The organism is Costertonia aggregata, assembly GCF_013402795.1.
GTDB classification, from domain to species: domain Bacteria; phylum Bacteroidota; class Bacteroidia; order Flavobacteriales; family Flavobacteriaceae; genus Costertonia; species Costertonia aggregata.
The window spans coordinates 1,564,576-1,585,709 of the sequence record NZ_CP058595.1; the positions used below are offsets into that span (position 1 = coordinate 1,564,576).

Below are 21,134 nucleotides of genomic sequence, written 5' to 3' on the forward strand. Positions count from 1 at the left end.
CTTTTGAATGCTACTTGTGTGTAGCTTTATATTATAATCGTTTCATACAAACAAAAACACCTTTTTCATGCCAAACGGAACAGGGCAATCCAAAGGTGCTTTTCATAAATATAAACACTAATTTTTCTAGGGACTCAAAAGCTTATGAGCCGCACATAAGGCAATCATCATCAGCTTGGCCTTCTTTTGCACGTGCTATCATTTCCTTCATTTCAGCAGGTGTCATAGGCTGTATATCCGATTCTTGCGTTTGTGGGGTTATCGCTGTTGCCTTTACTTCCATAGCGGAAGCATCTTTATCAGATGGTGCAGTAGCGATAGCTTCTGCTTCGGCAGCAACACTTACAGGAGCCGCTTTCTTTTTGCTATTGTCCAATGTGAATTTTATCGCATCTACCGCAGCTTTGGTCCTTAAATAATACATTCCTGTTTTTAGACCGCTTTTCCATGCGTAAAAATGCATGGAAGTCAACTTGGAATAGTTTGCGTTCTCCATAAACAAGTTAAGGGATTGGCTCTGGTCGATAAAGTATCCTCTGTGTCTGGACATATCAATGATATCCTTCATGCTGAGTTCCCAGACCGTTTTATACAAGTCCCTAATATCTTGGGGTATGGTTTCAATATGCTGTATAGATCCGTTGGCACGCATTAATTCCTGTTTCATGTTCTCGTTCCATAAACCTAATTCAACCAGATCTTCCAATAAGTGTTTGTTCACAACGATAAACTCACCGGACAATACCCTTCTCGTATAAATATTTGAAGTATAGGGCTCAAAGCATTCATTGTTCCCTAAAATCTGTGAGGTAGATGCCGTTGGCATCGGCGCCACAAGTAAAGAATTACGAACCCCGTTCTTTTTTACGTCCTTTCTTAACTTTTCCCAATTCCAACGTCCCGAAAGCTCTTCGTCCTTGATACCCCAAAGATTGTGCTGAAATTCGCCATTCGCCATGGGAGAGCCTTTGTAAGATGAATAGGAACCCTCTTCTTTCGCCAATTCCATAGAGGCGGTAACCGCAGCAAAGTAGAGTGTTTCAAAAATCTCTTGGTTAAGTTTTTTGGCAGCATCGCTCGTAAAGGGCAAACGCAACATAATGAAGGTATCTGCCAAACCTTGCACCCCAAGGCCGATAGGCCTATGACGCATATTCGAGTTTTCTGCCTCTTTTACGGGATAATAATTTCTATCGATTACCCTATTCAAATTTTTGGTGACCCGTTTGGTTACCTTAAACAGCTCCTTATGGTCAAACGCACCATTTTTCACGAACATGGGTAACGCAATGGATGCCAAATTACATACAGCGACCTCATCGGGCGAAGTGTATTCCAGAATTTCCGTACATAGGTTTGAAGAACGTATGGTACCCAGGTTTTTTTGGTTACTCTTACGGTTGGCAGCATCTTTATAGAGCATGTATGGTGTTCCCGTTTCAATTTGGGATTCCAATATTTTTTCCCAAAGTTCGCGTGCCTTTACGGTTTTTCTTCCTTTACCGGCAGCTTCGTAACCTGTATACAGTTTTTCAAACTCATCGCTGTGGCACTCAAATAGCCCAGGGCATTCATTAGGGCACATAAGTGTCCATTCCTCATTGGTTTCTACCCTTTTCATGAAGAGGTCAGAAATCCACATGGCATAGAACAAATCGCGAGCACGCATTTCTTCTTTGCCATGATTTTTTTTCAAATCCAAGAACTCAAAGATATCCGCATGCCATGGTTCCATATAAATAGCGAAACTGCCTTTGCGCTTTCCACCACCTTGATCTACGTACCTAGCAGTATCATTAAATACCTGCAGCATAGGGACAATACCGTTAGATGTACCATTGGTTCCGGCAATATAGGAACCTGTGGCCCTTACATTGTGAATTGACAGCCCTATGCCACCGGCAGATTGGGAAATTTTTGCAGTTTGCTTTAAAGTATCGTAAATACCATCAATACTGTCATCTTTCATCGCCAAAAGAAAACAGGAGGACATCTGTGGTTTTGGCGTACCGGAGTTGAAAAGTGTGGGAGTAGCGTGTGTGAAGTACTTTTTGGACATTAGCTCGTAGGTCTCGATTGCCGAGTCCAGATCATCCAAATGAATACCTACGGAAACGCGCATCAACATATGCTGTGGACGTTCGGCGATCTGGCCATTTAACTTTAAAAGATAGGAGCGTTCCAACGTTTTAAAACCGAAATAGTCGTAGCCAAAATCCCGGTTATAAATGATAGTGGAATCCAATCGTTCCGCATTTTCCTGTATCACTTTGTATACTTCATCGGATAACAAAGGGGCTTTTTTTCCCGTTCTTGGATTTACATATTCGTATAGATCCTTCATGGTTTCCGAGAAGGATTTTTTTGTGTTCTTATGTAAGTTGGAAACAGAGATACGGGCTGCTAACTTGGCATAATCGGGATGCGTTGTCGTCATAGTAGCCGCAATCTCAGCCGCTAGATTATCCAGTTCGGAGGTCGTCACCCCATCATAAAGCCCTTCAATGACACGCATGGCCACTTTTAGCGGGTCTACCAACCCATTAAGGCCATAACATAATTTTCTAACCCTGGCCGTGATTTTATCGAACATGACCAGTTCTTTTCGTCCGTCTCTTTTTACTACATACATGTGCTACATTTTATTTAAGGTGATATATAGGGGCCTAACCTAATTTTCTGTTAAAAAATTAACATTTTTGGGGTAGGTCACAAAAACCCCTTTTCAAAAAGGGGTTGACCAATGTGTACTACTATTTAAAAATCCGCATCAAAACTTATTTTTTGAGCATCTTCGTTTTTATCTTTATTAAGAACACCTGCTTTTTGGTACTCCGACACTCTTTTCTCAAAAAAGTTGGTTTTACCTTGTAGGGAAATCATGTCCATGAAATCAAATGGGTTGGTAGAATTGTATACTTTATCACATTCTAATTCCACCAATAATCTATCCGTTACAAACTCTAAATATTGTGTCATCAATTTAGAGTTCATACCAATTAAACTTGCAGGAAGCGACTCTGTGATAAACTCACGTTCAATATCCAAAGCATCGGTCAAAATTTGGGTAATACGCTCTTTGGGCACTTTGTTGATCAAATGTTTATTGTGCAGATGAACGGCGTAGTCACAATGCATACCTTCATCTCTGGATATGAGCTCATTTGAAAAGGTAAGCCCGGGCATTAAGCCTCTTTTTTTCAACCAAAAAATAGAACAAAAAGCTCCGGAGAAGAAAATACCCTCGACCGCTGCAAAGGCAATCAAACGCTCCGCGAAACTTGGTGACTCTATCCAGTTCAATGCCCAGTCCGCCTTCTTTTTGATTGCGGGGAAGTTTTCAATGGCCTTGAATAGAATGTTTTTCTCTTTTTCATCTTTCACATAAGTATCTATCAAAAGGGAGTAGGTTTCCGAGTGGATGTTCTCCATCATAATCTGAAAACCATAGAAAAACTTAGCCTCTGCATACTGTACTTCGCTTACGAAGTTTTCGGCCAAATTTTCATTAACGATACCGTCCGAAGCGGCAAAGAAGGCTAAAATATGCTTGATGAAATAACGCTCATCATCATTTAATTTATTGTTCCAATCGGTTAAATCTTCGTGAAGATCGATTTCCTCGGCCGTCCAAAAACACGCTTCACATTTTTTATACCATTCCCACAAATCATCGTGTTTGATAGGGAAAATCACAAAGCGGTCATCATTTGCTTCCAAAATAGGCTCTACAGCTGCGGACATAATTATATTTTTAAAAGATTAGTGTAAAACGGGTGAACATTACCCGTTTATTGGGACTAACAAAGATGTGCAAATGTGATCGGTTTACGAAGGGTGTTTTATCATTTTCACTACAAAGTTTTTAACACAAGTTGTTGAAATCTAGGCTCACAAGTGATGTTCATTACTGTTACGATAAAAAAAATTTATCGTGATTTTTATCTAAAGATTCAACAGAAAAAAATAAACCAAATAGTATGTAAGAACATACTATTTGGTTTATCAATTTTACCGGTTTATGGTCAAACCATAACGAATGCCACTTGATTTTATGAATACCGCCAGACCTGTACGATTTGACCGATTATCAAAATTTAAAATCACTTAAATTGGGTTTGCTGATCTAGGTAGTTCCCCCGAAACCTAAAAATCGTGCAAGATTCCTTAACCAATGTTTGGTTTTGGTTGACCAATTAGTCGTAATCAATCGGTTAGACTATCAAAAATAGCAAGACACTCCTTTTTTAATTGAAATGTCTCAAAATCGCACCTGTAGCCTGGCAGTTTCATAAATACTCAAATATATTTTACTTTTCGACTGCCGTAAAATTCCCTTTTACGGTTATATTTTTTCCATTTGTGTTTTGTAATGTAATTGTTATAAATCCACTAATTACTTTATCATTAAAGTGTGATATGGTTATTTTACCGTTACGTGCAAAAAAGGGAGTTTCTCCCAATCCCGCTATATCTGCAAATCCGAATACACCATCAAAACAGTTTAAGAAACCATCAATGTTCTTAGCGACCTTATATGTTCCTTTGGTAATGCCCTCATTTGTACCAGCCTTGGAAACCAAAAACCCAAAAGCGTGCCCATGAGCGGTTGCTTTGTTTTGTAAGTTGAACTGTAGCGTGGAAAAAGGTGTGCCATCACTATCTATTTCGATTTTGGATTCAAAATTTATGTCCCCTTTCAGCTTTTTGTCAAAATCCCCGGTCGTGGTAAATACGTAGCTGCCGTTCTCCAAATCAATTGGGTCAACGGGTGTATTGAGCGTACCATTGGAAAAGAAAAGTAGTGGCACCAGCACCCAAAAACTTATTTTTGATATTTTGACAAAAAATTGTGGCATACTATATTTTCATTTGTTATTGAAAGCTGTTATTGATCTTGTGAAACAATTTCGCTGGCCAATAAATCACTACCATCCTCACTATCAACAATGAGACTTTTCTCATAGTTTGAATTTTCAGAACTGTCGGTCATTACCGCAAAAACCAATGTAGCTATCAAAATCGTGAATAAAATAAAACTCTTTCTCATGGTCTATTATTTAAAGGTTTTGTTTTTCTAAACTTGATTTTACTTAACAGGGACTCAATTTTTGATAGGTTAAAGATAACGGCAACCCACATATTCAAAAATGCAATTTGTATAACTTGCACTATATCCTGTATAAATGGTAAAAATCCAAATCCTTGTACTTACCCATCAATAAAGTATTGAAAATCAATTATTTAAGTAAAAATAATGCCTTTTACAATATATTCATGTAATTATACCGTAGATAAAAACCTACAAATTGACAGGTTTTCGGTGATTTATTACCAATTATACCATAAACAAACCCATTGATACATGTTTAGGTGCAGCCCATATGCAATACCGCTATTTTTGATTAACTTACCTTTATATTATGTTAGACGCAGTAATAGTAGACGACGAGATAAAAGCCCTACAAAGCTTGACTTGGGAGCTGACCAATTTTAGTGATGAAATTAAGGTTATGGCTTCCTTTACCGATTCTTCGGAAGCATTGAGCTATTTGGAAAGCAATACTCCCGACTGTCTTTTTTTGGATATTGAAATGCCCAAAATGGACGGTTTTCAATTTATCCAAAATCTGAAGAACAAGGATTTTCCGGTAGTCATTACAACGGCGTACAATCAATACGCCATAAAAGCCTTAAAAAATGAGGCGATAGACTATTTGTTGAAACCAATTGATACCGATGATTTAAAGGATACCATTGTCAAAATCAAAAAGTTCAATTCAAAAAACTACACTGCGGAAAGGCTAGAAAAGATTTTGCTCAACTTCAATTCAAAGTCCATCAACAAAAAAATAACCATCAATACCGATGGTAAATTATTGTTCTTGGAGAACGATGAAATACTTTATGCGGAATCTGATGGAAACTACAGCACGATTTATCTTTCTGACGGGCAAAAAATCGTATTGACCAAAAAGCTGAAAGAGGTAAATGAACTCTTACCCGGAGATTCTTTTTTTAGAATACATAATTCATACATCATCAACTTGAACAAGATAAAGGAATTTTTAAAGACCGATGGTTACGTAGTTCTCCAATCCAATCATAAAATACCGGTTTCCCGCCAAAAAAAGTCAGATTTTTTAGATCTGATTTAACCATTGAACGCCTTTGAAAAAAAACCAACATAGCCTCAATTTTCTATTTTCCCTTGCCCTGGCATTCGGAAAATATTTTTTTTTCATAGGTTTTTTGTTGTCGCCCCTTCAGGTATTTTCACAAGGTGGCCCAGATAGTTATAAACTAAATGCCGAGGGTATTGTCCAAAAAATACCGGATAGCTTTAAAGAAACCGTTGATAGCCTTTTTACAAAAGCGCCCGAAACTTTTGTAGGTATACATTCAGTGCTTAGGAACAAACGAACCGATACCATACTCATGCGCTATGTAGAACGTTTGGCAGCCGAAAAAAAATATGCGGCGGGACAGTCCTATGCCCTCAACGAACTGGGAAGAACCTACCGTAACAAGTCACTATATTCCCAGTCCATAGCGCTGCATCAAAGAGCACTGGATATTGCCGAGACCGCCGATAACTTGGAGTTTAGGGTCTCTAGCCTAAACAATCTCGGGGTGGTATACCATCGTATATCATCGGTAAGGACGGCTATGGACTATAACCAAAAAGCATTGGAATTGGCCGAAACCGTCAAAAACCCATCGGACGGCCTAAAAAGAAGCATCAACGTATCGCTGAACCGTATCGGTAATCTTTACCAAACCTTGAAACAATACGACCTGGCCATCGTACAATTTAGAAAGTCCTTAAAGCTAGAGGCAGAACTGGGCAATAAACTTGGCCAAGCGGTAAACTATCAAAATATCGGCGAATGCCAAGAACTTCAAGGCAATTTACAAGAAGCCCTAAAAAACTATGAAACTTCACTTTCGTTCAACGAACAGATAAATTCGGATATGGGAAGGGTCATCTGCAACACCAGCATTTCACAGGTGTACATAAAGTTGGGGCAATCTACCAAAGCGGTTCCAAAATTGGAAAAATCCCTACAGCTGGCAAAAACTTTGGGCGACGGCTTTCTCATAGCGCCTGCCGAGGTAAACCTGGGATGGGCACAAATGTTGACAGGCAATTATGACGAAGCAGAAAAAAGCATGTTGGGCGGACTGAAAACGGCCGAAAAATTGAATCTTGAAGAGTACATGTCCAAAGCAAGTCACCTACTATCCGAACTTTTCAAAAAAAGGGGAGAATATGAAAAAGCCTTGGACTACAAGGACAAGGCACAGCAAATTGATGAAAAAATTCTCGAAGAGAGCACAGTACGGTATGTCAACGATATTATTTTTAGATATGATTCCGAAAAGAAGAGCAGCGAAATAGAAAAACTGGTGAAACAAAACGAGATTACCCAGTTAAAGCTTAGAAAAAACCGTACAACGCTTATCATCGGGGGGATTGCCCTAGCGTTATTGGCGGGCATTTTTTATATACTCTATCGCCAATTTCAATTAAATAACGAAAAAAAGTTGTTGACTTTGGAACAAAGTATGCTCCGAAGTCAAATGAATCCGCACTTTTTGTTCAATTCCTTGAATTCCATCAAGCTGTATATTATCAATAACGAGAAGAAGAATGCGGTGTATTACCTAAACAAGTTCTCCAAATTGGTACGTAAAATACTCGAAGCCTCCTCTTTAAAAGAAATCCCGTTAGCGGAGGAATTGGAGACCGTGGAACTTTATATGAATATAGAAAACATCCGTTTTTCAAACGAAATCGATTTCAATATCATGATCGATGACAATATTGACGTCCACACCATTAAGATTCCGTCGTTGATATTACAACCTTTTTTAGAGAACGCATTATGGCACGGCCTATCCTCAAAAGAAGGAAGCAAAAAAATAGATTTACGGGTAAGCAAACAGGACTCCAATTTTATACAAATTTCCATTACCGATAATGGCGTAGGAAGGGATGCCTCCGAAAAAATAAAGGAAAGTAAGGTATTGAAGCGAAAATCGGTCGGTATCGATATTACCAAAGAGCGTTTGGCCAATTTTTCAAGAGATTATCAAAACTCGTTTAATGTGGATATTGTGGATCTGTATGACGATAATAGTAAACCCGCAGGCACCAAGGTAATATTATATATTCCTACGATTTAGTGTGTTCTTGGGCCACTTGCTCCAATGCTTTGTACCAAGCGGCCCCAAACTTGCGCACCAAAGCTTCTTTTACAAATTTGTAGATGGGCACCTTTAATTCTTCACCAAGGGCACAGGCAGCATCACATATTTCCCATTTGTGATAGTTTACCGCTGTAAGTCCGGTATATTCCCGAACCCTAACAGGGTATAGATGGCAGGAGACCGGTTTTTTCCATGTAGTCGCACCTTGGTTGTATGCTTCCTCCAAACCGCATTTTGCCGTACCGTTTTCCGAAAAAACAACGTAGGCACATTCGCTACCGTTTACTAAAGGGGTTTCCCACTCACCATCGTCCCCTTTTATAAAGGCGCCTTGCCGTTCAATCTCATCAATACCTTCTTTGCGTAAAAAGGGTTTTACCTTACTGTAGATATCTACCAAGATCTCGGTTTCCTTATCGTCCAAAGGTGCGCCCGCATTACCATCTACGCAACAGGCGCCTTTACAGGCACTGAGGTTACATACAAAATCGTTTTCCAAAATTTCTTCGGAAACTATGGTTTTTTCCAGTTGAAACATGCTGTAATGTTAAGATGGCAAAGATACTTTTTTAATGAATATTGTCTTCTTAAAATTATTTTGATATGCCTGTAATCCAAACCTATTATTTAAGCGTAAATTTGCAAAAATTTTTAAGGGGTATGACCTTTCATTTTAATTTTAAGGAGATAGCAACGGCCAGCATGATTTTATTCGCCGTAATCGACATTTTGGGGAGTATCCCCATTATCATTGGCCTACGCAGCAAAGTGGGGCACATACAGTCCGAAAAGGCATCCATTGTAGCCGCCTGCATCATGGTCGCTTTTTTGTTCGTGGGTGAGGAAATCTTAAAACTCATAGGGATAGATGTAAACTCATTTGCCGTGGCCGGGGCATTCATTATTTTCTTTTTGGCCATTGAAATGATTTTGGGCGTTACGCTCTATAAAGATGACATGCCCGAAAGCGCATCTATAGTGCCCATAGCGTTCCCGTTAATTGCTGGGGCCGGTACAATGACATCTATATTGTCCTTACGTGCGGAATATTATGTGGAGAATATCATTGTTGCCATTATCGTAAACATTATTTTTGTATATCTGGTACTGAAGTCGTCCAAAAAAATTGAAAAATTTCTTGGCAACAACGGGCTAAATGTAATTCGAAAAGTATTCGGGGTCATTTTATTGGCGATTGCCGTTAAGCTGTTCGCCGCAAACATAAACCAGCTTTTCTAGGCATTTGACCTTAAACATGAATTAGGTTGGTTTGTAAAGGTCAAGAAGAAAAAATACATACTATGAACAAGATACTAACCATTATTCTTATCGTTTTGGCCGTGGCCTTGATAGCCTATAACGTTACTTTGATCGATTTTCAAGACCCTTTACAAGGTAACAGCGTTATCGCCTTGATCGGCATAGTAGCATCGCTTTGCGCTATAGTTTTATTGCTCATTTATATGACTTCAAAAAAAATTCAACGAAAAATAGACGAGGATTAGTTTTGGGATTCGATTTCCTCTACCTCACTTTGTTGAAATGTAGGCCTGTCCAACTCCATAACTTTATTGAGCATGTCATCTCCTCGGCTTTTTATTTTGGCGTAGGTATTGGGGTCAAAAAGCTGTTCGGCCAAAGTGGCCTTTAGATATAGTTTTATTTTGTCCTCGTAGTCATAAAAGCCCATTCGTATACCTCGGTTTAAACAATAGTCCACAAACCGTTCAAAAAGGATATCATCAACGGTAAAGTCCTGAACAAATTCTTTTTTGGTGTAACCGCTGTACTCTTTTCGGTTTTTGTCCAGATGTTCAAAGACAAAATAGTTGAGAAATCCACCACCGTCCATACTGTTTACGGCCTCGTCCTCATTAGACCCAATGGGCACAAAAACATCGGGAATGATTCCCCCGCCGCCATATACTATTTTGCCTTTGGATGTTTTGAACTTTAAGGAATCTGCGACTTTAATACTATCAACTGAAACCAGTTCGCCATTGTGGTAACGATCTGTGAACTTCTTATAATAATCCTTATTTCCTTTTTTATAGTCTTTTTGAATAGACCGCCCCGTTGGCGTGTAGTATCGTGAAACGGTCAAGCGTACCGCAGAGCCATCGCCCAATTCCATTTCGCGTTGAACAAGGCCCTTCCCAAAAGAACGGCGCCCAACAATGGTGCCTATGTCGTTGTCCTGTAACGCACCAGCTATAATCTCGCTAGCCGATGCTGAACGCTCGTTAATGAGAACATAAATGGGCTTGTCCTCAAAGCTACCTTTGTCCGTAGCGTAACTTTTGTTGATTTTTCCCTTTTTGTTTTTGGTAAACAATATCAATTTACCATCTTTCAGGAATTCATCTGCCATTTTTTCTGCAATGCCCAGATAACCACCAGGGTTGTCCCTTAGGTCTAAAGTCAATTTTTGGGCCCCGCTCCGTTGCAACTCCCTCAATGCCTTTTTGAATTCTTTATAGGTAGATTCCGCAAACCGATTGATTTTGATATAACCCATATCCGGTGTAAGCATATAGTAGGCTACGACACTTTTGATAGGAACGATATCTCGTTTTAAGGTTACCGTAAACGTTCTGTTCTCCTCTTTACGATATACTTTTAATTTAACAGGACTGCCTTTTTTGCCCTTAAGCGTGTTGATTACCGTTTTTTCGCCAATTTTACCCCCATAAAGCGTATCGTTGTCCGCCATAAGGATACGGTCTCCCGGTTTTATTCCTTTTTTGTGGCTAGGACCGTTCTCCACGGTACGGATAACGGCTATAGTGTCGCGATATCTATAAAAATTGACGCCGATACCCACAAAATCACCTTTCATGCTCTCGGTAACACTCTCCATCTCGTCTTTTGGAATGTGAACGGAGTGTGGGTCCAATTTTTCCAAGATATTATTTATGGTAACATCAACAATGCTATCTGTATTGACCTCATCTACATATTCATGGTCAATGTAGTCAATGAGCCGATTTAACTTATCTTTTTTGGAATTCGTAGTGAACAACCTTTCAGGTGTGTCGTTAAAATGGAGCTTGCCCCCAATGAAGATTCCCAAAGCCAAGGCAGCGCCTATAAATGTGGGGAGTAAATAACTATATTTCTTTTTCATTGGGTAAACAATTTCAAAGTTCGTTTTAAGGGGCAATATTTCTTTAGGGAACACTTTCAATATTGGGCATATGCTCCAATTGTACGCCAGCCCTTTTTAAAAAATCCAATCCGGTGGAATCTTTGTATCCCTTTTGATATACTACACGTTTTATGCCGGATTGGTGTATCAACTTACTGCAATCCTTACATGGTGATAGGGTTATGTACAACGTCGCCCCTTCACAGGATTGGGTGGAAGAAGCCACTTTGCTTATCGCATTGGCCTCTGCATGTAAAACATACCATTTGGTATTTCCATCTTCATCTTCACATATGTTCTCAAACCCGGTAGGGGTACCGTTATAGCCGTCAGAGATTATCATCCTATCCTTAACGATGATCGCACCTACTTGTTTGCGTTGGCAGTAGGATAGTTTTCCCCATTCCAAAGCCATACGCAAATAGGCCTTATCGTACTTTTCTTGCTTGCTGTCTTTTGCCAAAATAATCAGAAACGTATAAATATCTAAGATACCTTCTTTATAAAAGCCCTACAACCCAATTTAACTAATATTTAGTTAAACCTAATTCGGGAACGTATTAATGAGCATGGGTATTGTGATACACATGATAATAATTGAAGTAATGGTTATAAAAATCGGTTTTTTGACCTTAAAAACTATTTGGGACAAAAAGGCGATGGTCAAAATACAGAGAATAATGAGTATTTGTGAAACTTCGATACCCGTAGCAAAACCCAACAAGGGCAAAAGTTTTTCTTCTTCCTCGGCCATAAGCATTTTAAAGTAGTTACTAAAGCCAAAACCATGTATCAAACCAAAAAAAGCGGTAGCCAGGGCATGTAGATAAAAGCCGGTAGCCTCAATAGCATTTTTGGCAAAAACAAGATTGAAGATGGCGGTCAAGAATATGGTAACGGGAATCAAAAACTCTATAAGGCCAGAATCCACGGTCATTACCTCATAGACCGATAACGCCAGCGAACTACAATGGGCAATGGTAAAAATAGTCGCCAAGAGCACAATATGCTTCCATTTTTTGAAAGTAAACGGAACGGCCAAGGCCGATAGGAACAAAATATGGTCATAGGCTGAAAAATCCAGCACATGACGCAATCCCAATTGAACGTAAAACCAAAATTCTTGCATTTACATTATATTTATCTGATACATCAAATTTAAACGATTCCCCGCTCTTTTTGAATGGTCTCATAGGCTTTTTGCACACGTTTGAACTTTTCTTCCGCTCCTTTTTTAATGGCTTCATCTTTGGTAATGACCTTGTCCGGATGGTATTTTTTTGCCATGGCCCGGTAGGCCTTTTTTACCTCATCATCACTGGCAGATTTTTCTATCTCCAAAATCTTATATGCCGTATCTGCAGATTTGATGAACATGGCCTTGATACTTTCAAAATCTCGAAACGAAACCCTTAAATACCCTGAAATTTCTTGTATCCTATTAATTTCAGCATTACTTACCGCTCCATCGGCCTGGGCAATGCCAAATAAAAAATGCAACAATTGCAAACGTACTTCGTAACGTGTGCGCTGGTTCAAAAAAGTACAGATACGTTGTGCGGAAATTTCCCTTTTTTTATTGATTTCGTTAAAGGTCCTAAAAATGGCGTTCGCCTTTTCTTTACCATAAGTGCTTACGAAATACTGTTGTACATAGTTCATTTCGCTTTTGCTTACCGTACCGTCAGCCTTTATAACCAGTGAGCACAGGGAGAGCAGATTCAATTCAAAATCGGCCGGGGTGACCTGTTGTCTTCCAATATCCCTAAAAACGGTGGTAGGACCACCTCCGCTACTGTTCAGGTTGTCAATAAAACTTCCCAACAAAAACCCAACGATAGCTCCGGGAAACCTAAATATGAAATATCCTAGAATGGCCGTGAACCATTTTACCATAGCGTATCAAAATTTCGGCAAAGATAGGATTTTAGCCCCTAAAAATAGGGCTAAGGAAAAGTTAAGGCGTTTGTACTACCTAAGACAAATTTCTTACCTTTACAGGCCTAATGTAAAAAGAAAACAAATGTATCCCGCAGAATTAGTAAAACCGATGAGAGATGACTTGGCCAATGCCGGGTTTGAAGAATTATATACAGCAGAAGCCGTTGAAAAGGCGATCAATCAAAAAGGGACTACCTTGGTGGTGGTAAATTCGGTCTGCGGTTGTGCCGCTGCCAATGCACGGCCTGCCGCCAAAATGAGTTTGCAGCACGCAAAAAAACCGGATCATGCCGTAACCGTTTTTGCAGGTGTAGATACCGAAGCGGTCAATGCCGCCAGAGGTTTAATGGTGCCGTTCCCTCCTTCGTCCCCCAGTATGGCCTTGTTCAAGGATGGGGAGTTGGTACATATGATAGAACGCCATCACATTGAGGGCAGACCCGCTGAGTTAATCGCTGAGAACCTTATGGGTGCTTACGAGGAATTCTGTTAGTGAAACCCTTTTGAGCTAAGAATACTGTTTGATCAAAGACCTGTTGGTTTTGAAAACCTCACAGGTCTTTTTATTTTTATACCATGCAGAAGGTATTGGCCTATATACTTACTCCTTTTTTTTACATCGCTTTTGGACTGTGTCTGCTTATTTTTCATCCGGTTCAATGGTTTTGCCATAGGGTTTTCGGGTATTCGGCACACGGTAAAAGTGTGGCCCTGCTCAATTGGTGTCTAATGCGGTCCACGCATTTTTTGGGCACATGGTATTCCTTTAACAATCCCCATGAAATCCCAACGAACAGGCCCCTTATTATCGTGCTCAACCATCAGAGCATGTACGATATTCCGCCAATAATCTGGCATATGCGCAGGCACCATCCTAAATTCGTGAGCAAGATAGAGTTGGGCAAGGGTATACCCAGTGTTTCATACAACTTAAGACATGGTGGCTCCGTTTTGATTGACAGAAAGGATAGTAAACAGGCCTTGACCGAAATTGCCAAGCTTGGCAGGTATATCGAAAAACACAGCCGCAGTGCCGTTATTTTTCCCGAGGGTACGCGTAGCCGAACCGGCCATCCCAAAAAATTTCAGCCAACGGGATTGAAACTTTTGATGAAACAGGCACCATCTGCCTTAATTGTACCTATCAGTATAAATAATTCATGGAAGATGCTGCGGTATGGAAAATTCCCGAACGGTGTAGGTTCGCACATTACCTTTGATGTGCACGAGCCTATTGAAAATACAGGAGATTTGGATATTCTTGTGGCAAAAACAGAAAAAACCATCAACTCAGGCATACATTCTTTCGCATGACGGATTCCGAAATCGTAGAGCAGACCATTGCATTTGTAAAGGAAACCTTATCAGGAGCCGAAGGCGGTCACGATTGGTTTCATATTCAACGTGTTTTCAAAAATACCTTACTCATAGCCAAAGATGAAAAAGTAGATATACTGGTCGTGAGTCTTGGAGCTTTACTGCACGATATCGCCGATGCCAAATTTTATGATGGTGATGAAACCGTAGGACCTAAAATGGCCAAAGAGTTCTTGAACGATCTAAATGTACATCATTCAACCATTGACCATGTTGTAAAAATCATCGAAAGTATTTCATTTAAAAATTCGCTGGATACCAAAGCAAAAAAGTTTCGTTCCAAAGAACTAGAAGTAGTCCAAGATGCCGACCGTTTAGATGCCATGGGGGCCATTGGTATTGCAAGGGCCTTCAACTATGGCGGATTTAAAAATAGGGCATTGTACCATCCCGAAATACCGCCAAACCTCAAAATGAGCAAGGAAACCTACAAAAAATCCAATTCGCCCACTATCAATCATTTTTACGAGAAGCTGCTTCTTTTAAAAGACAAAATGAACACAGCTACCGGAAAAAAAATTGCTGAACAAAGACATCAATTTATGCTGGATTATCTAGAGCAGTTTTACGGGGAATGGAACGGCAATCTATAAAACCATTAGGTACTCTTTTTAGGCAATTCTCGGGTCAACCATCCTCTTCTACTTGCTGTAGCAATCGCATACGGTGTTATCCAAAACAGTCCAAAAGTATATAAAATACTATAGGAATACGCCCAAAAGGACTCCGTTAGGTTGTTATACCTTTTCGCATAGAACAGCACCGGGAACGTTGTCAATATCAATATGCTAAGAAGTGTTGAACTTAAAAACAATAACGGATGCGTCAAAACAAAGAACAACATAAACAGTAAAAAGGGATAGCTCATAATTATTTTTGAGAATTGGCTAACAAATAGGAGTCTTGTACCCATCTTGGAGCCTTCCCTAAAATTATTGAAAACATACTTAGACATTTGAATGTTCTCACGAACATTGCTTCTGCCCCACCTGATGAACATTTTGTAAAGGCCCTTATATTTTTCGGGTACGTTGGTATAGGCATATGCATTTCTCTGGAACAATACATGATATCCCTGTTTTAGGATCATATTGGTCATGGCCCTATCTTCACCAATATCGGAAGGTTGGCCCATAAAGGTCTGGTTTATCCAATCGGGAAGACAAGCAAAGACCGCAGAACTGCGATAGGCCGCCAAAGCTCCGGGAGTACAAAGAACCGAGTTTAGGTTGCTTTCCGCAGAACGCACAAACTCAAAGCTCAGCACAAAACTGATGTCCAACATTTTGGGAAGTAAGGCCTCCTCATTGTTCAATACACGAATGTTGCCGGCTACCGCGCCACATTTTTTATTTGTGATGAAAGGGCTTACCAAATTACGCAACGTATCCGACTTTACGATGGAGTCACTGTCTACGGTAACGAAGATTTCTCCCTTTCCTTCATTGAAACCGCGATATAGCGCATGGCGTTTCCCCATGTTTTTGGGCTGTTGGTATATCGCCAGTTTTTTCCCAAGCGCTTTTTTGGCTTCTTGCATCCAATACCAGGTGTCGTCTTTACTCCCATCGTCTATCGCCAACAATTGTAACTTTTTCATGGGAAAATCACTTTCGGCCAAGCTCATTAATGTACTCCATACCTGCTTTCCTTCATTATAGGCCGGTACGATTACCGTACAGGTAGGCAGTTCTTCATCGGTGACCGATTTTATGGGTCTGTACTTGATATATTGATAGAGGGTATAGATAAAAAATCCTACTTTGAATATAAATAGGCTTATCGCTACGATCATAAAGGCCAAACCTAAAGTTGAACCGGCCCTTTCTGCATGAAATCGTTCAAAATCACTATGTAATATGTAAAATAGGTAGGATGCGCCAATCATGAGTACGAACGTAATCCCCATAACAAAAACGCCCCAAGCGTTGGCCGTATTAAAGAATGTTGTTATTTGGTTTTTGAAATTTCGAATTGAATTCATAAAAGTTCTTTGCATTTTCTTGTTCTCTTGATACTCTACTATTGTATGTTTTTTCGTTAAAGCAAACATGTATACGCAAACATTATCCGTTTGAATTTTATTTAAATGAATTTTAAGAAACCCTAAGAAATAATTAACTCCGATTTGCCTCACGAGGGAGGATCTAGAACAATTTCATTTGTCCGTTTTTATAAATGTCATGTAGATCGGTTCGCAATTTTGGAAAGGTTTTGCCCCTAAAATAAGTATGTCTCGCCAATTTGACCAAATCATGTATTTGAGTAGCAATTTTGCCTTCGCCCCTATTTCTGACCCCAAATCTGCTATCGTTCAAAGTCCCTCCATGACATTCTTGAATTTGATGCAAAACCTTGTCCGCTTTATCCGGTAATGTCTTTCGTATCCAATCTGTGAATATCGCTCCAATGGCACCGTTCAAACGCACTACCGTAAAGGCAAAGGAAGTGGCACCATGTTCCGAGACCGCTTTGGCCAAGTTCATTATCTCATGGCTATTGATTCCCGGTATGATAGGGGCCAACATGGCATTGACCGGAATATTGTTTTCCGATAAAACCCGAATGGTCTCCAAACGCTTTTTAATGGTCGTGGTCCTTGGCTCCAAAATTCTTCTGGTTGCCTCGGAAAGTGAGGTAACCGATATGTTTACGGCGACCAATTGGTGCTGGGCCAATTGTTTTAAAATGTCCAAGTCGCGTAGTATCAATGCATTTTTGGTTATGACCCCTACAGGATGCCGATATTTTAAAAAAACTTCCAAACAGGCACGGGTAATCATGAACTTTTTTTCCGCGGGTTGGTAACAATCCGTATTTCCGGATAAAACAATGGTGCAGGCTTTCCAGTTTTTACTTTTTAGCTGAGCTTCCAACAACCGCGGTGCATCCTTTTTGACCAAAATCCTACGTTCAAAATCAAGCCCTGCACTATAGCCCCAATACTCGTGCGTATTTCTAGCATAGCAGTAAATGCATCCATGTTCGCAACCTTGATAGGTATTCATTGAAAACATCATTCCAACATCGGGACTGGTCACTTTATTTACAATGGTCTTGGGAAAAACTGAAATATACTGTGTTTTGTTGTTATCTGCTTCTTCGCCTTCGATACGGCAAAACTCCAAGAAATCATCCCGTGTTTCGTAGATATGTTTTAAAAAAGCATTAGGTGTGTTCTGTTGAGCCCCTCTACCTTTTATCGCTTTGTTTAATTTCATTTTATTGGATTTATTCCAAATTTATGGAAATAATCCATTTATATTATTTCAAAATAGTTAATTAACAAAGAAACCGATTGGTAGGAAAATAACTATTTCTTAATCTCTCGTTCATAGGTGTTTTTTAAATATTTGATGCGCTGTACTATAAGGCACTTCACATTTAAAATCGCTAACTTTAAAAAGCAAATAAGTTCAACATGAATTTTTCTATATACACCAAAAACCTTTACGTCCATACGCTGTTCTTGTTCTTTTTTTGTGGTTCCCCGTATTCAATGGGAAGAACGACCAACGATTGCGGATATGGGAATCCCAACTATACGAGCGTGGAATATATTTCACCGGAAAAGATATATGTGCACTGCGACAAATCCAACTATGTCGCAGAAGAAAATATTCGTTTCAAGGTGTACTTGGTCAATTCGGGCACCAATACGCTTGGTACCAATAGCGGGGTAGCCTATATAGACATTATAGACCCGCTCAATAAAATAACCGATACCAAAATAGTCAGGATTACAGACGGTACGGGCCACGGTACAATACCCTTACCATTTGATGTACCCGAAGGCCGCTATATATTAAGGGCCTACACGAACCACATGCGAAACTTCGGCCGTTCATCTTTTTTCGAGAAAGCTGTTTATGTCCGTGCAAAGTTCTCCACCACCAAAATATCATCCTACATGAACATGGATACCCCCAAAGCATCGGAACTGGAAGCGAGGTTCTGTCCCGAAGGCGGGCAGCTGGTCTCGGGCTTCAACAACAAAATAGGCTTCAAGGTCTTTGGAAAAAATGGAAAGGGTGTTGATGTCAAAGGTCAAATAATAGATGGCAAAGGCAATAAAGTCACCGAGTTCTCCACCTCAAAATTTGGCAGGGGACAATTTTATTTTTTGCCCAAGAGCGGGAAAAGCTATTCCGCAAAAATAGATCATGACGGCAACACGGTCTACTTTGACCTCCCCGCCACTATCGATAAGGGAGTGGCCATGCGAATTGTCGAAGTGCGGGAGCATTATCGGGCAAATATAGAATCATCGCTACAAAAGGGCATAAACCAATACTCTTTTGTCGGAAAACAAAGGAACGGTGAGGTTTTCAGTTCAAAAATCATGGGCACTACCGCCAATGCGGTGATAGAAATCCCGAAGCGGGTATTGGAAACGGGCATTGTCAAATTCGAGCTCAGGAACACGCGTAACGAAATCGTTTGTGAGAGGATGGTCTTTCGCGAGAAGCAAGAAACAGAAAGCTTACAGTTGGATGTTACCGAAGACGGTACCGGAAAAAAGGTACTGGTCAATTTGGTTTCCCCTTCGCATAACGCCCCAAGGGAAAGGAATGTGCACGCATCGGTCTCGATAATAAAAGGGCAAGGGCAAAACGTGCCCTGGGAGGCACCGGGAATCGAAACATACCTTCTATTGACTTCGGAAGTTATCGGCCCCCTTGAAAATCCCGGACATTATTTGGACCCCAGTACACCCGACCGTAAGAAAGATATGGATATCCTGATGTTGACCGAAGCGTGGAAAGATTACCATGCCCTGAACGGAACAACGGACCTAACCGACCCGGAATTCGACTATGAAACGGGAATACGGTTGAGCGGTACGATTAAAAGCGCCTACAATAGGAAGATACCGGCCGTAGCAAAAGTATCGCTATCCTACAAGAGCGGGGAAACCATGGGCTTCGACGAGACCGTTTCCGATGCCAAAGGCAGGTTCGTGTTCAGAAACCTGGATTTCCCCGATACTACCTCTGTTATGCTACAGGCCCTGAACATTTCTTCGGAGAACGAAACATCCAAGGGCGATTCGGACTATCACATTGAAATGCACGGTTTTTCACCACCGGACGTGTCGTATCTGAAAGAGCCATATGAAAAAAAGGGTGTCGCCTACCATGGGAGAACCAAAAGGTTCAACCTTGTAAACGACTCCCTGTATGAAGTGGATGGGGACGTGATCGCACTGGAGGGCGTTGATGTAGCGTCGAAACGGGTACGGGAAGAAAAAAGGGACTATTCCAAAAAAAGGATATTATACAAACAGGCCTCCCAGACCCTGGATCTTAAAGACTACCCCGAATTGGGTTTTATGGACATGTTACAGGTTCTACAGAACAGAGTGCCAGGTCTTTCGGTTAGAGGTTTCCATGTTTATTTAAGGGGTCCTTCCAGTCTTAATGAAGGTAGCAATGCAAGCCCGGAAGGCTATGGGTCGGCTTTAATTCTATTGGACGGTACACCGGTAAGTGGAAGTATTTTAGGTGAAATATTAACATCCGCCGTAGACTTTATAGATATCCTCAAAGGCCCTAGGGCGGCGATATACGGTTCCAGGGCGGCGAACGGGGTAATAGCCATTTATACCAAATCGGGCAACGACGGCACCGGTACATCCAGCGTTCCCTCCAAAGGCTCCAACGTTACGTTCGTGCACCCGGGGTTCCGGTCAACGGCCCCCGCAAAACCGCAAAGCGCAAGTACCGGCAGTTTCAAAGGTGACGGTTCCGCAACCGTGCTTTGGCAACCCGCTTTGACATTTGGGAAGGGCGGGAAAGCTGAAATTTCGCTCGATGGCATCACTAAAGAACCCGGTAGGTACAGCATAACTATCCAAGGGATCACTTCGGGAGGCACCCCCTTGAACTTGGCCAAAACACATATCGTAGACTAGCGCCGTATACTCCGTGTACCAGTGTGGATTGTATTGAAAAAATTAACCGTAATATAGATGAACATCCACAATAATGATTGCATTACGGTCTTTCTAGTACCATGATTTTAGAATCGGGATGCGCTAAATATAGTTTTCCATTTGATTCAAAATCGATTTTTAACTTGGGGGAGACTTGAGAAGTCCCTTCGATGTTTAGTATAAATCCAAAAAAAGACGCTCCATAAGGGCCTTCTACCGCAAGTGTAGAAAACACTCCTGAAACAGAGAGGCTTCCATCCTCTACGGAATAATTGCCACCATAGCTGTTTGTCGGCGTGCTTCCGCCAAACCCTCCATTTTTATCAAAAGTGATTCTGATTATTTGGTTTTCTGGAGCACCAGTTCCATTGATTTCGACAACATGCCATTCTCCCAGAATTCTCGATTGGTTAAAAAAATCTGGGACAGTACCGGTATCGCAACCCATCAGAATCACGAAAAAAAGGGGCAGACCAATATATTTTCCCATTATAGATAAGTGATTATACATTTATAAGA

At 40.6% G+C, this 21,134-nt stretch carries 20 protein-coding genes; 8 read left to right on the top strand and 12 right to left on the bottom strand.

Going from position 1 to position 21,134, the window contains the following annotated elements; translation table 11 throughout:
- Positions 1-142: 142 nt before the first annotated feature.
- The 4 genes from HYG79_RS07210 to HYG79_RS07225 all read right to left on the bottom strand — a co-directional run bounded on the left by HYG79_RS07210 (position 143) and on the right by HYG79_RS07225 (position 5,050).
- Positions 143-2,632, bottom strand: coding sequence for a ribonucleoside-diphosphate reductase subunit alpha (locus HYG79_RS07210; protein WP_179241437.1), 2,490 nt, complete (start codon positions 2,630-2,632; stop codon positions 143-145).
- Between the two features lie 125 nt (positions 2,633-2,757).
- Positions 2,758-3,744, bottom strand: a complete 987-nt coding sequence (locus HYG79_RS07215; RefSeq protein ID WP_179241438.1) for a ribonucleotide-diphosphate reductase subunit beta — start codon at positions 3,742-3,744, stop codon at positions 2,758-2,760.
- Between the two features lie 566 nt (positions 3,745-4,310).
- On the bottom strand, positions 4,311-4,859 hold the full coding sequence (locus HYG79_RS07220; protein WP_179241439.1) for a hypothetical protein: 549 nt from the start codon (positions 4,857-4,859) through the stop codon (positions 4,311-4,313).
- Between the two features lie 29 nt (positions 4,860-4,888).
- Positions 4,889-5,050 (bottom strand): hypothetical protein, encoded by a 162-nt coding sequence (locus HYG79_RS07225; protein WP_179241440.1) that lies wholly within the window; start codon positions 5,048-5,050, stop codon positions 4,889-4,891.
- A gap of 373 nt (positions 5,051-5,423) precedes the next feature.
- On the opposite strand from HYG79_RS07225, the gene HYG79_RS07230 reads away from it, so the two are divergent.
- Together HYG79_RS07230 and HYG79_RS07235 are read left to right on the top strand one after the other, a co-directional pair.
- Complete coding sequence (locus HYG79_RS07230) at positions 5,424-6,158, top strand: LytR/AlgR family response regulator transcription factor (protein ID WP_179241441.1); 735 nt, start codon at positions 5,424-5,426, stop codon at positions 6,156-6,158.
- Between the two features lie 13 nt (positions 6,159-6,171).
- The gene (locus tag HYG79_RS07235; protein ID WP_228027954.1) at positions 6,172-8,190 is read left to right on the top strand and encodes a tetratricopeptide repeat-containing sensor histidine kinase; all 2,019 of its coding nucleotides are present in this window, start codon (positions 6,172-6,174) and stop codon (positions 8,188-8,190) included.
- On the opposite strand, the gene HYG79_RS07240 is transcribed toward HYG79_RS07235, so the two are convergent.
- Entirely contained in the window at positions 8,180-8,752 is a 573-nt protein-coding gene (locus HYG79_RS07240; protein ID WP_179241442.1) for a DUF3109 family protein, read from the bottom strand. The genes HYG79_RS07235 and HYG79_RS07240 overlap by 11 nt on opposite strands.
- Positions 8,753-8,874: 122 nt before the next feature.
- Here HYG79_RS07240 and HYG79_RS07245 point away from each other — a divergent pair, with 122 nt between their 5' ends.
- Positions 8,875-9,453, top strand: a complete 579-nt coding sequence (locus HYG79_RS07245; RefSeq protein WP_179243503.1) for a MarC family protein — start codon at positions 8,875-8,877, stop codon at positions 9,451-9,453.
- Between the two features lie 62 nt (positions 9,454-9,515).
- The gene (locus HYG79_RS07250) at positions 9,516-9,719 is read left to right on the top strand and encodes a hypothetical protein (protein ID WP_179241443.1); all 204 of its coding nucleotides are present in this window, start codon (positions 9,516-9,518) and stop codon (positions 9,717-9,719) included.
- Here HYG79_RS07250 and HYG79_RS07255 read toward each other — a convergent pair.
- The 4 genes from HYG79_RS07255 to HYG79_RS07270 all read right to left on the bottom strand — a co-directional run bounded on the left by HYG79_RS07255 (position 9,716) and on the right by HYG79_RS07270 (position 13,258).
- Positions 9,716-11,341, bottom strand: a complete 1,626-nt coding sequence (locus tag HYG79_RS07255) for a S41 family peptidase (RefSeq protein ID WP_179241444.1) — start codon at positions 11,339-11,341, stop codon at positions 9,716-9,718. The two genes, HYG79_RS07250 and HYG79_RS07255, sit on opposite strands and share 4 nt — an antisense overlap.
- Before the next feature lie 43 nt (positions 11,342-11,384).
- Positions 11,385-11,825 (bottom strand): deoxycytidylate deaminase, encoded by a 441-nt coding sequence (locus HYG79_RS07260; RefSeq protein WP_179241445.1) that lies wholly within the window; start codon positions 11,823-11,825, stop codon positions 11,385-11,387.
- An 81-nt stretch (positions 11,826-11,906) separates the two neighbouring features.
- The gene (locus HYG79_RS07265) at positions 11,907-12,491 is read right to left on the bottom strand and encodes a HupE/UreJ family protein (RefSeq protein WP_179241446.1); all 585 of its coding nucleotides are present in this window, start codon (positions 12,489-12,491) and stop codon (positions 11,907-11,909) included.
- Between the two features lie 29 nt (positions 12,492-12,520).
- Positions 12,521-13,258, bottom strand: a complete 738-nt coding sequence (locus tag HYG79_RS07270) for a TerB family tellurite resistance protein (RefSeq protein WP_179241447.1) — start codon at positions 13,256-13,258, stop codon at positions 12,521-12,523.
- 127 nt (positions 13,259-13,385) lie between these two features.
- Here HYG79_RS07270 and HYG79_RS07275 point away from each other — a divergent pair, with 127 nt between their 5' ends.
- The 3 genes from HYG79_RS07275 to HYG79_RS07285 all read left to right on the top strand — a co-directional run bounded on the left by HYG79_RS07275 (position 13,386) and on the right by HYG79_RS07285 (position 15,273).
- Entirely contained in the window at positions 13,386-13,796 is a 411-nt protein-coding gene (locus HYG79_RS07275) for a BrxA/BrxB family bacilliredoxin (protein WP_179243504.1), read from the top strand.
- Positions 13,797-13,879: 83 nt separating this feature from the next.
- A complete protein-coding gene (locus HYG79_RS07280; protein ID WP_179241448.1) occupies positions 13,880-14,617 on the top strand; it encodes a lysophospholipid acyltransferase family protein in 738 nt (245 codons plus the stop codon).
- Positions 14,614-15,273, top strand: a complete 660-nt coding sequence (locus HYG79_RS07285) for an HD domain-containing protein (RefSeq protein WP_179241449.1) — start codon at positions 14,614-14,616, stop codon at positions 15,271-15,273. The genes HYG79_RS07280 and HYG79_RS07285 overlap by 4 nt, the downstream gene beginning before the upstream one ends.
- Positions 15,274-15,278: 5 nt before the next feature.
- Here the strand turns inward: HYG79_RS07285 and HYG79_RS07290 are convergent, their stop codons facing one another.
- The gene (locus tag HYG79_RS07290) at positions 15,279-16,664 is read right to left on the bottom strand and encodes a glycosyltransferase family 2 protein (protein ID WP_228027955.1); all 1,386 of its coding nucleotides are present in this window, start codon (positions 16,662-16,664) and stop codon (positions 15,279-15,281) included.
- Between the two features lie 163 nt (positions 16,665-16,827).
- Positions 16,828-17,901 carry a PA0069 family radical SAM protein gene (locus tag HYG79_RS07295; RefSeq protein WP_179241451.1) on the bottom strand — a complete coding sequence of 358 codons (1,074 nt, stop codon included), beginning with the start codon at positions 17,899-17,901 and terminating at the stop codon, positions 16,828-16,830.
- 200 nt (positions 17,902-18,101) lie between these two features.
- Between HYG79_RS07295 and HYG79_RS07300 the strand changes: the two genes are divergently transcribed.
- Positions 18,102-20,594, top strand: coding sequence for a TonB-dependent receptor (locus tag HYG79_RS07300; RefSeq protein ID WP_179241452.1), 2,493 nt, complete (start codon positions 18,102-18,104; stop codon positions 20,592-20,594).
- Between the two features lie 82 nt (positions 20,595-20,676).
- Here HYG79_RS07300 and HYG79_RS07305 read toward each other — a convergent pair whose 3' ends face one another.
- On the bottom strand, positions 20,677-21,105 hold the full coding sequence (locus tag HYG79_RS07305) for an META domain-containing protein (RefSeq protein WP_179241453.1): 429 nt from the start codon (positions 21,103-21,105) through the stop codon (positions 20,677-20,679).
- Positions 21,106-21,134: the final 29 nt, after the last annotated feature.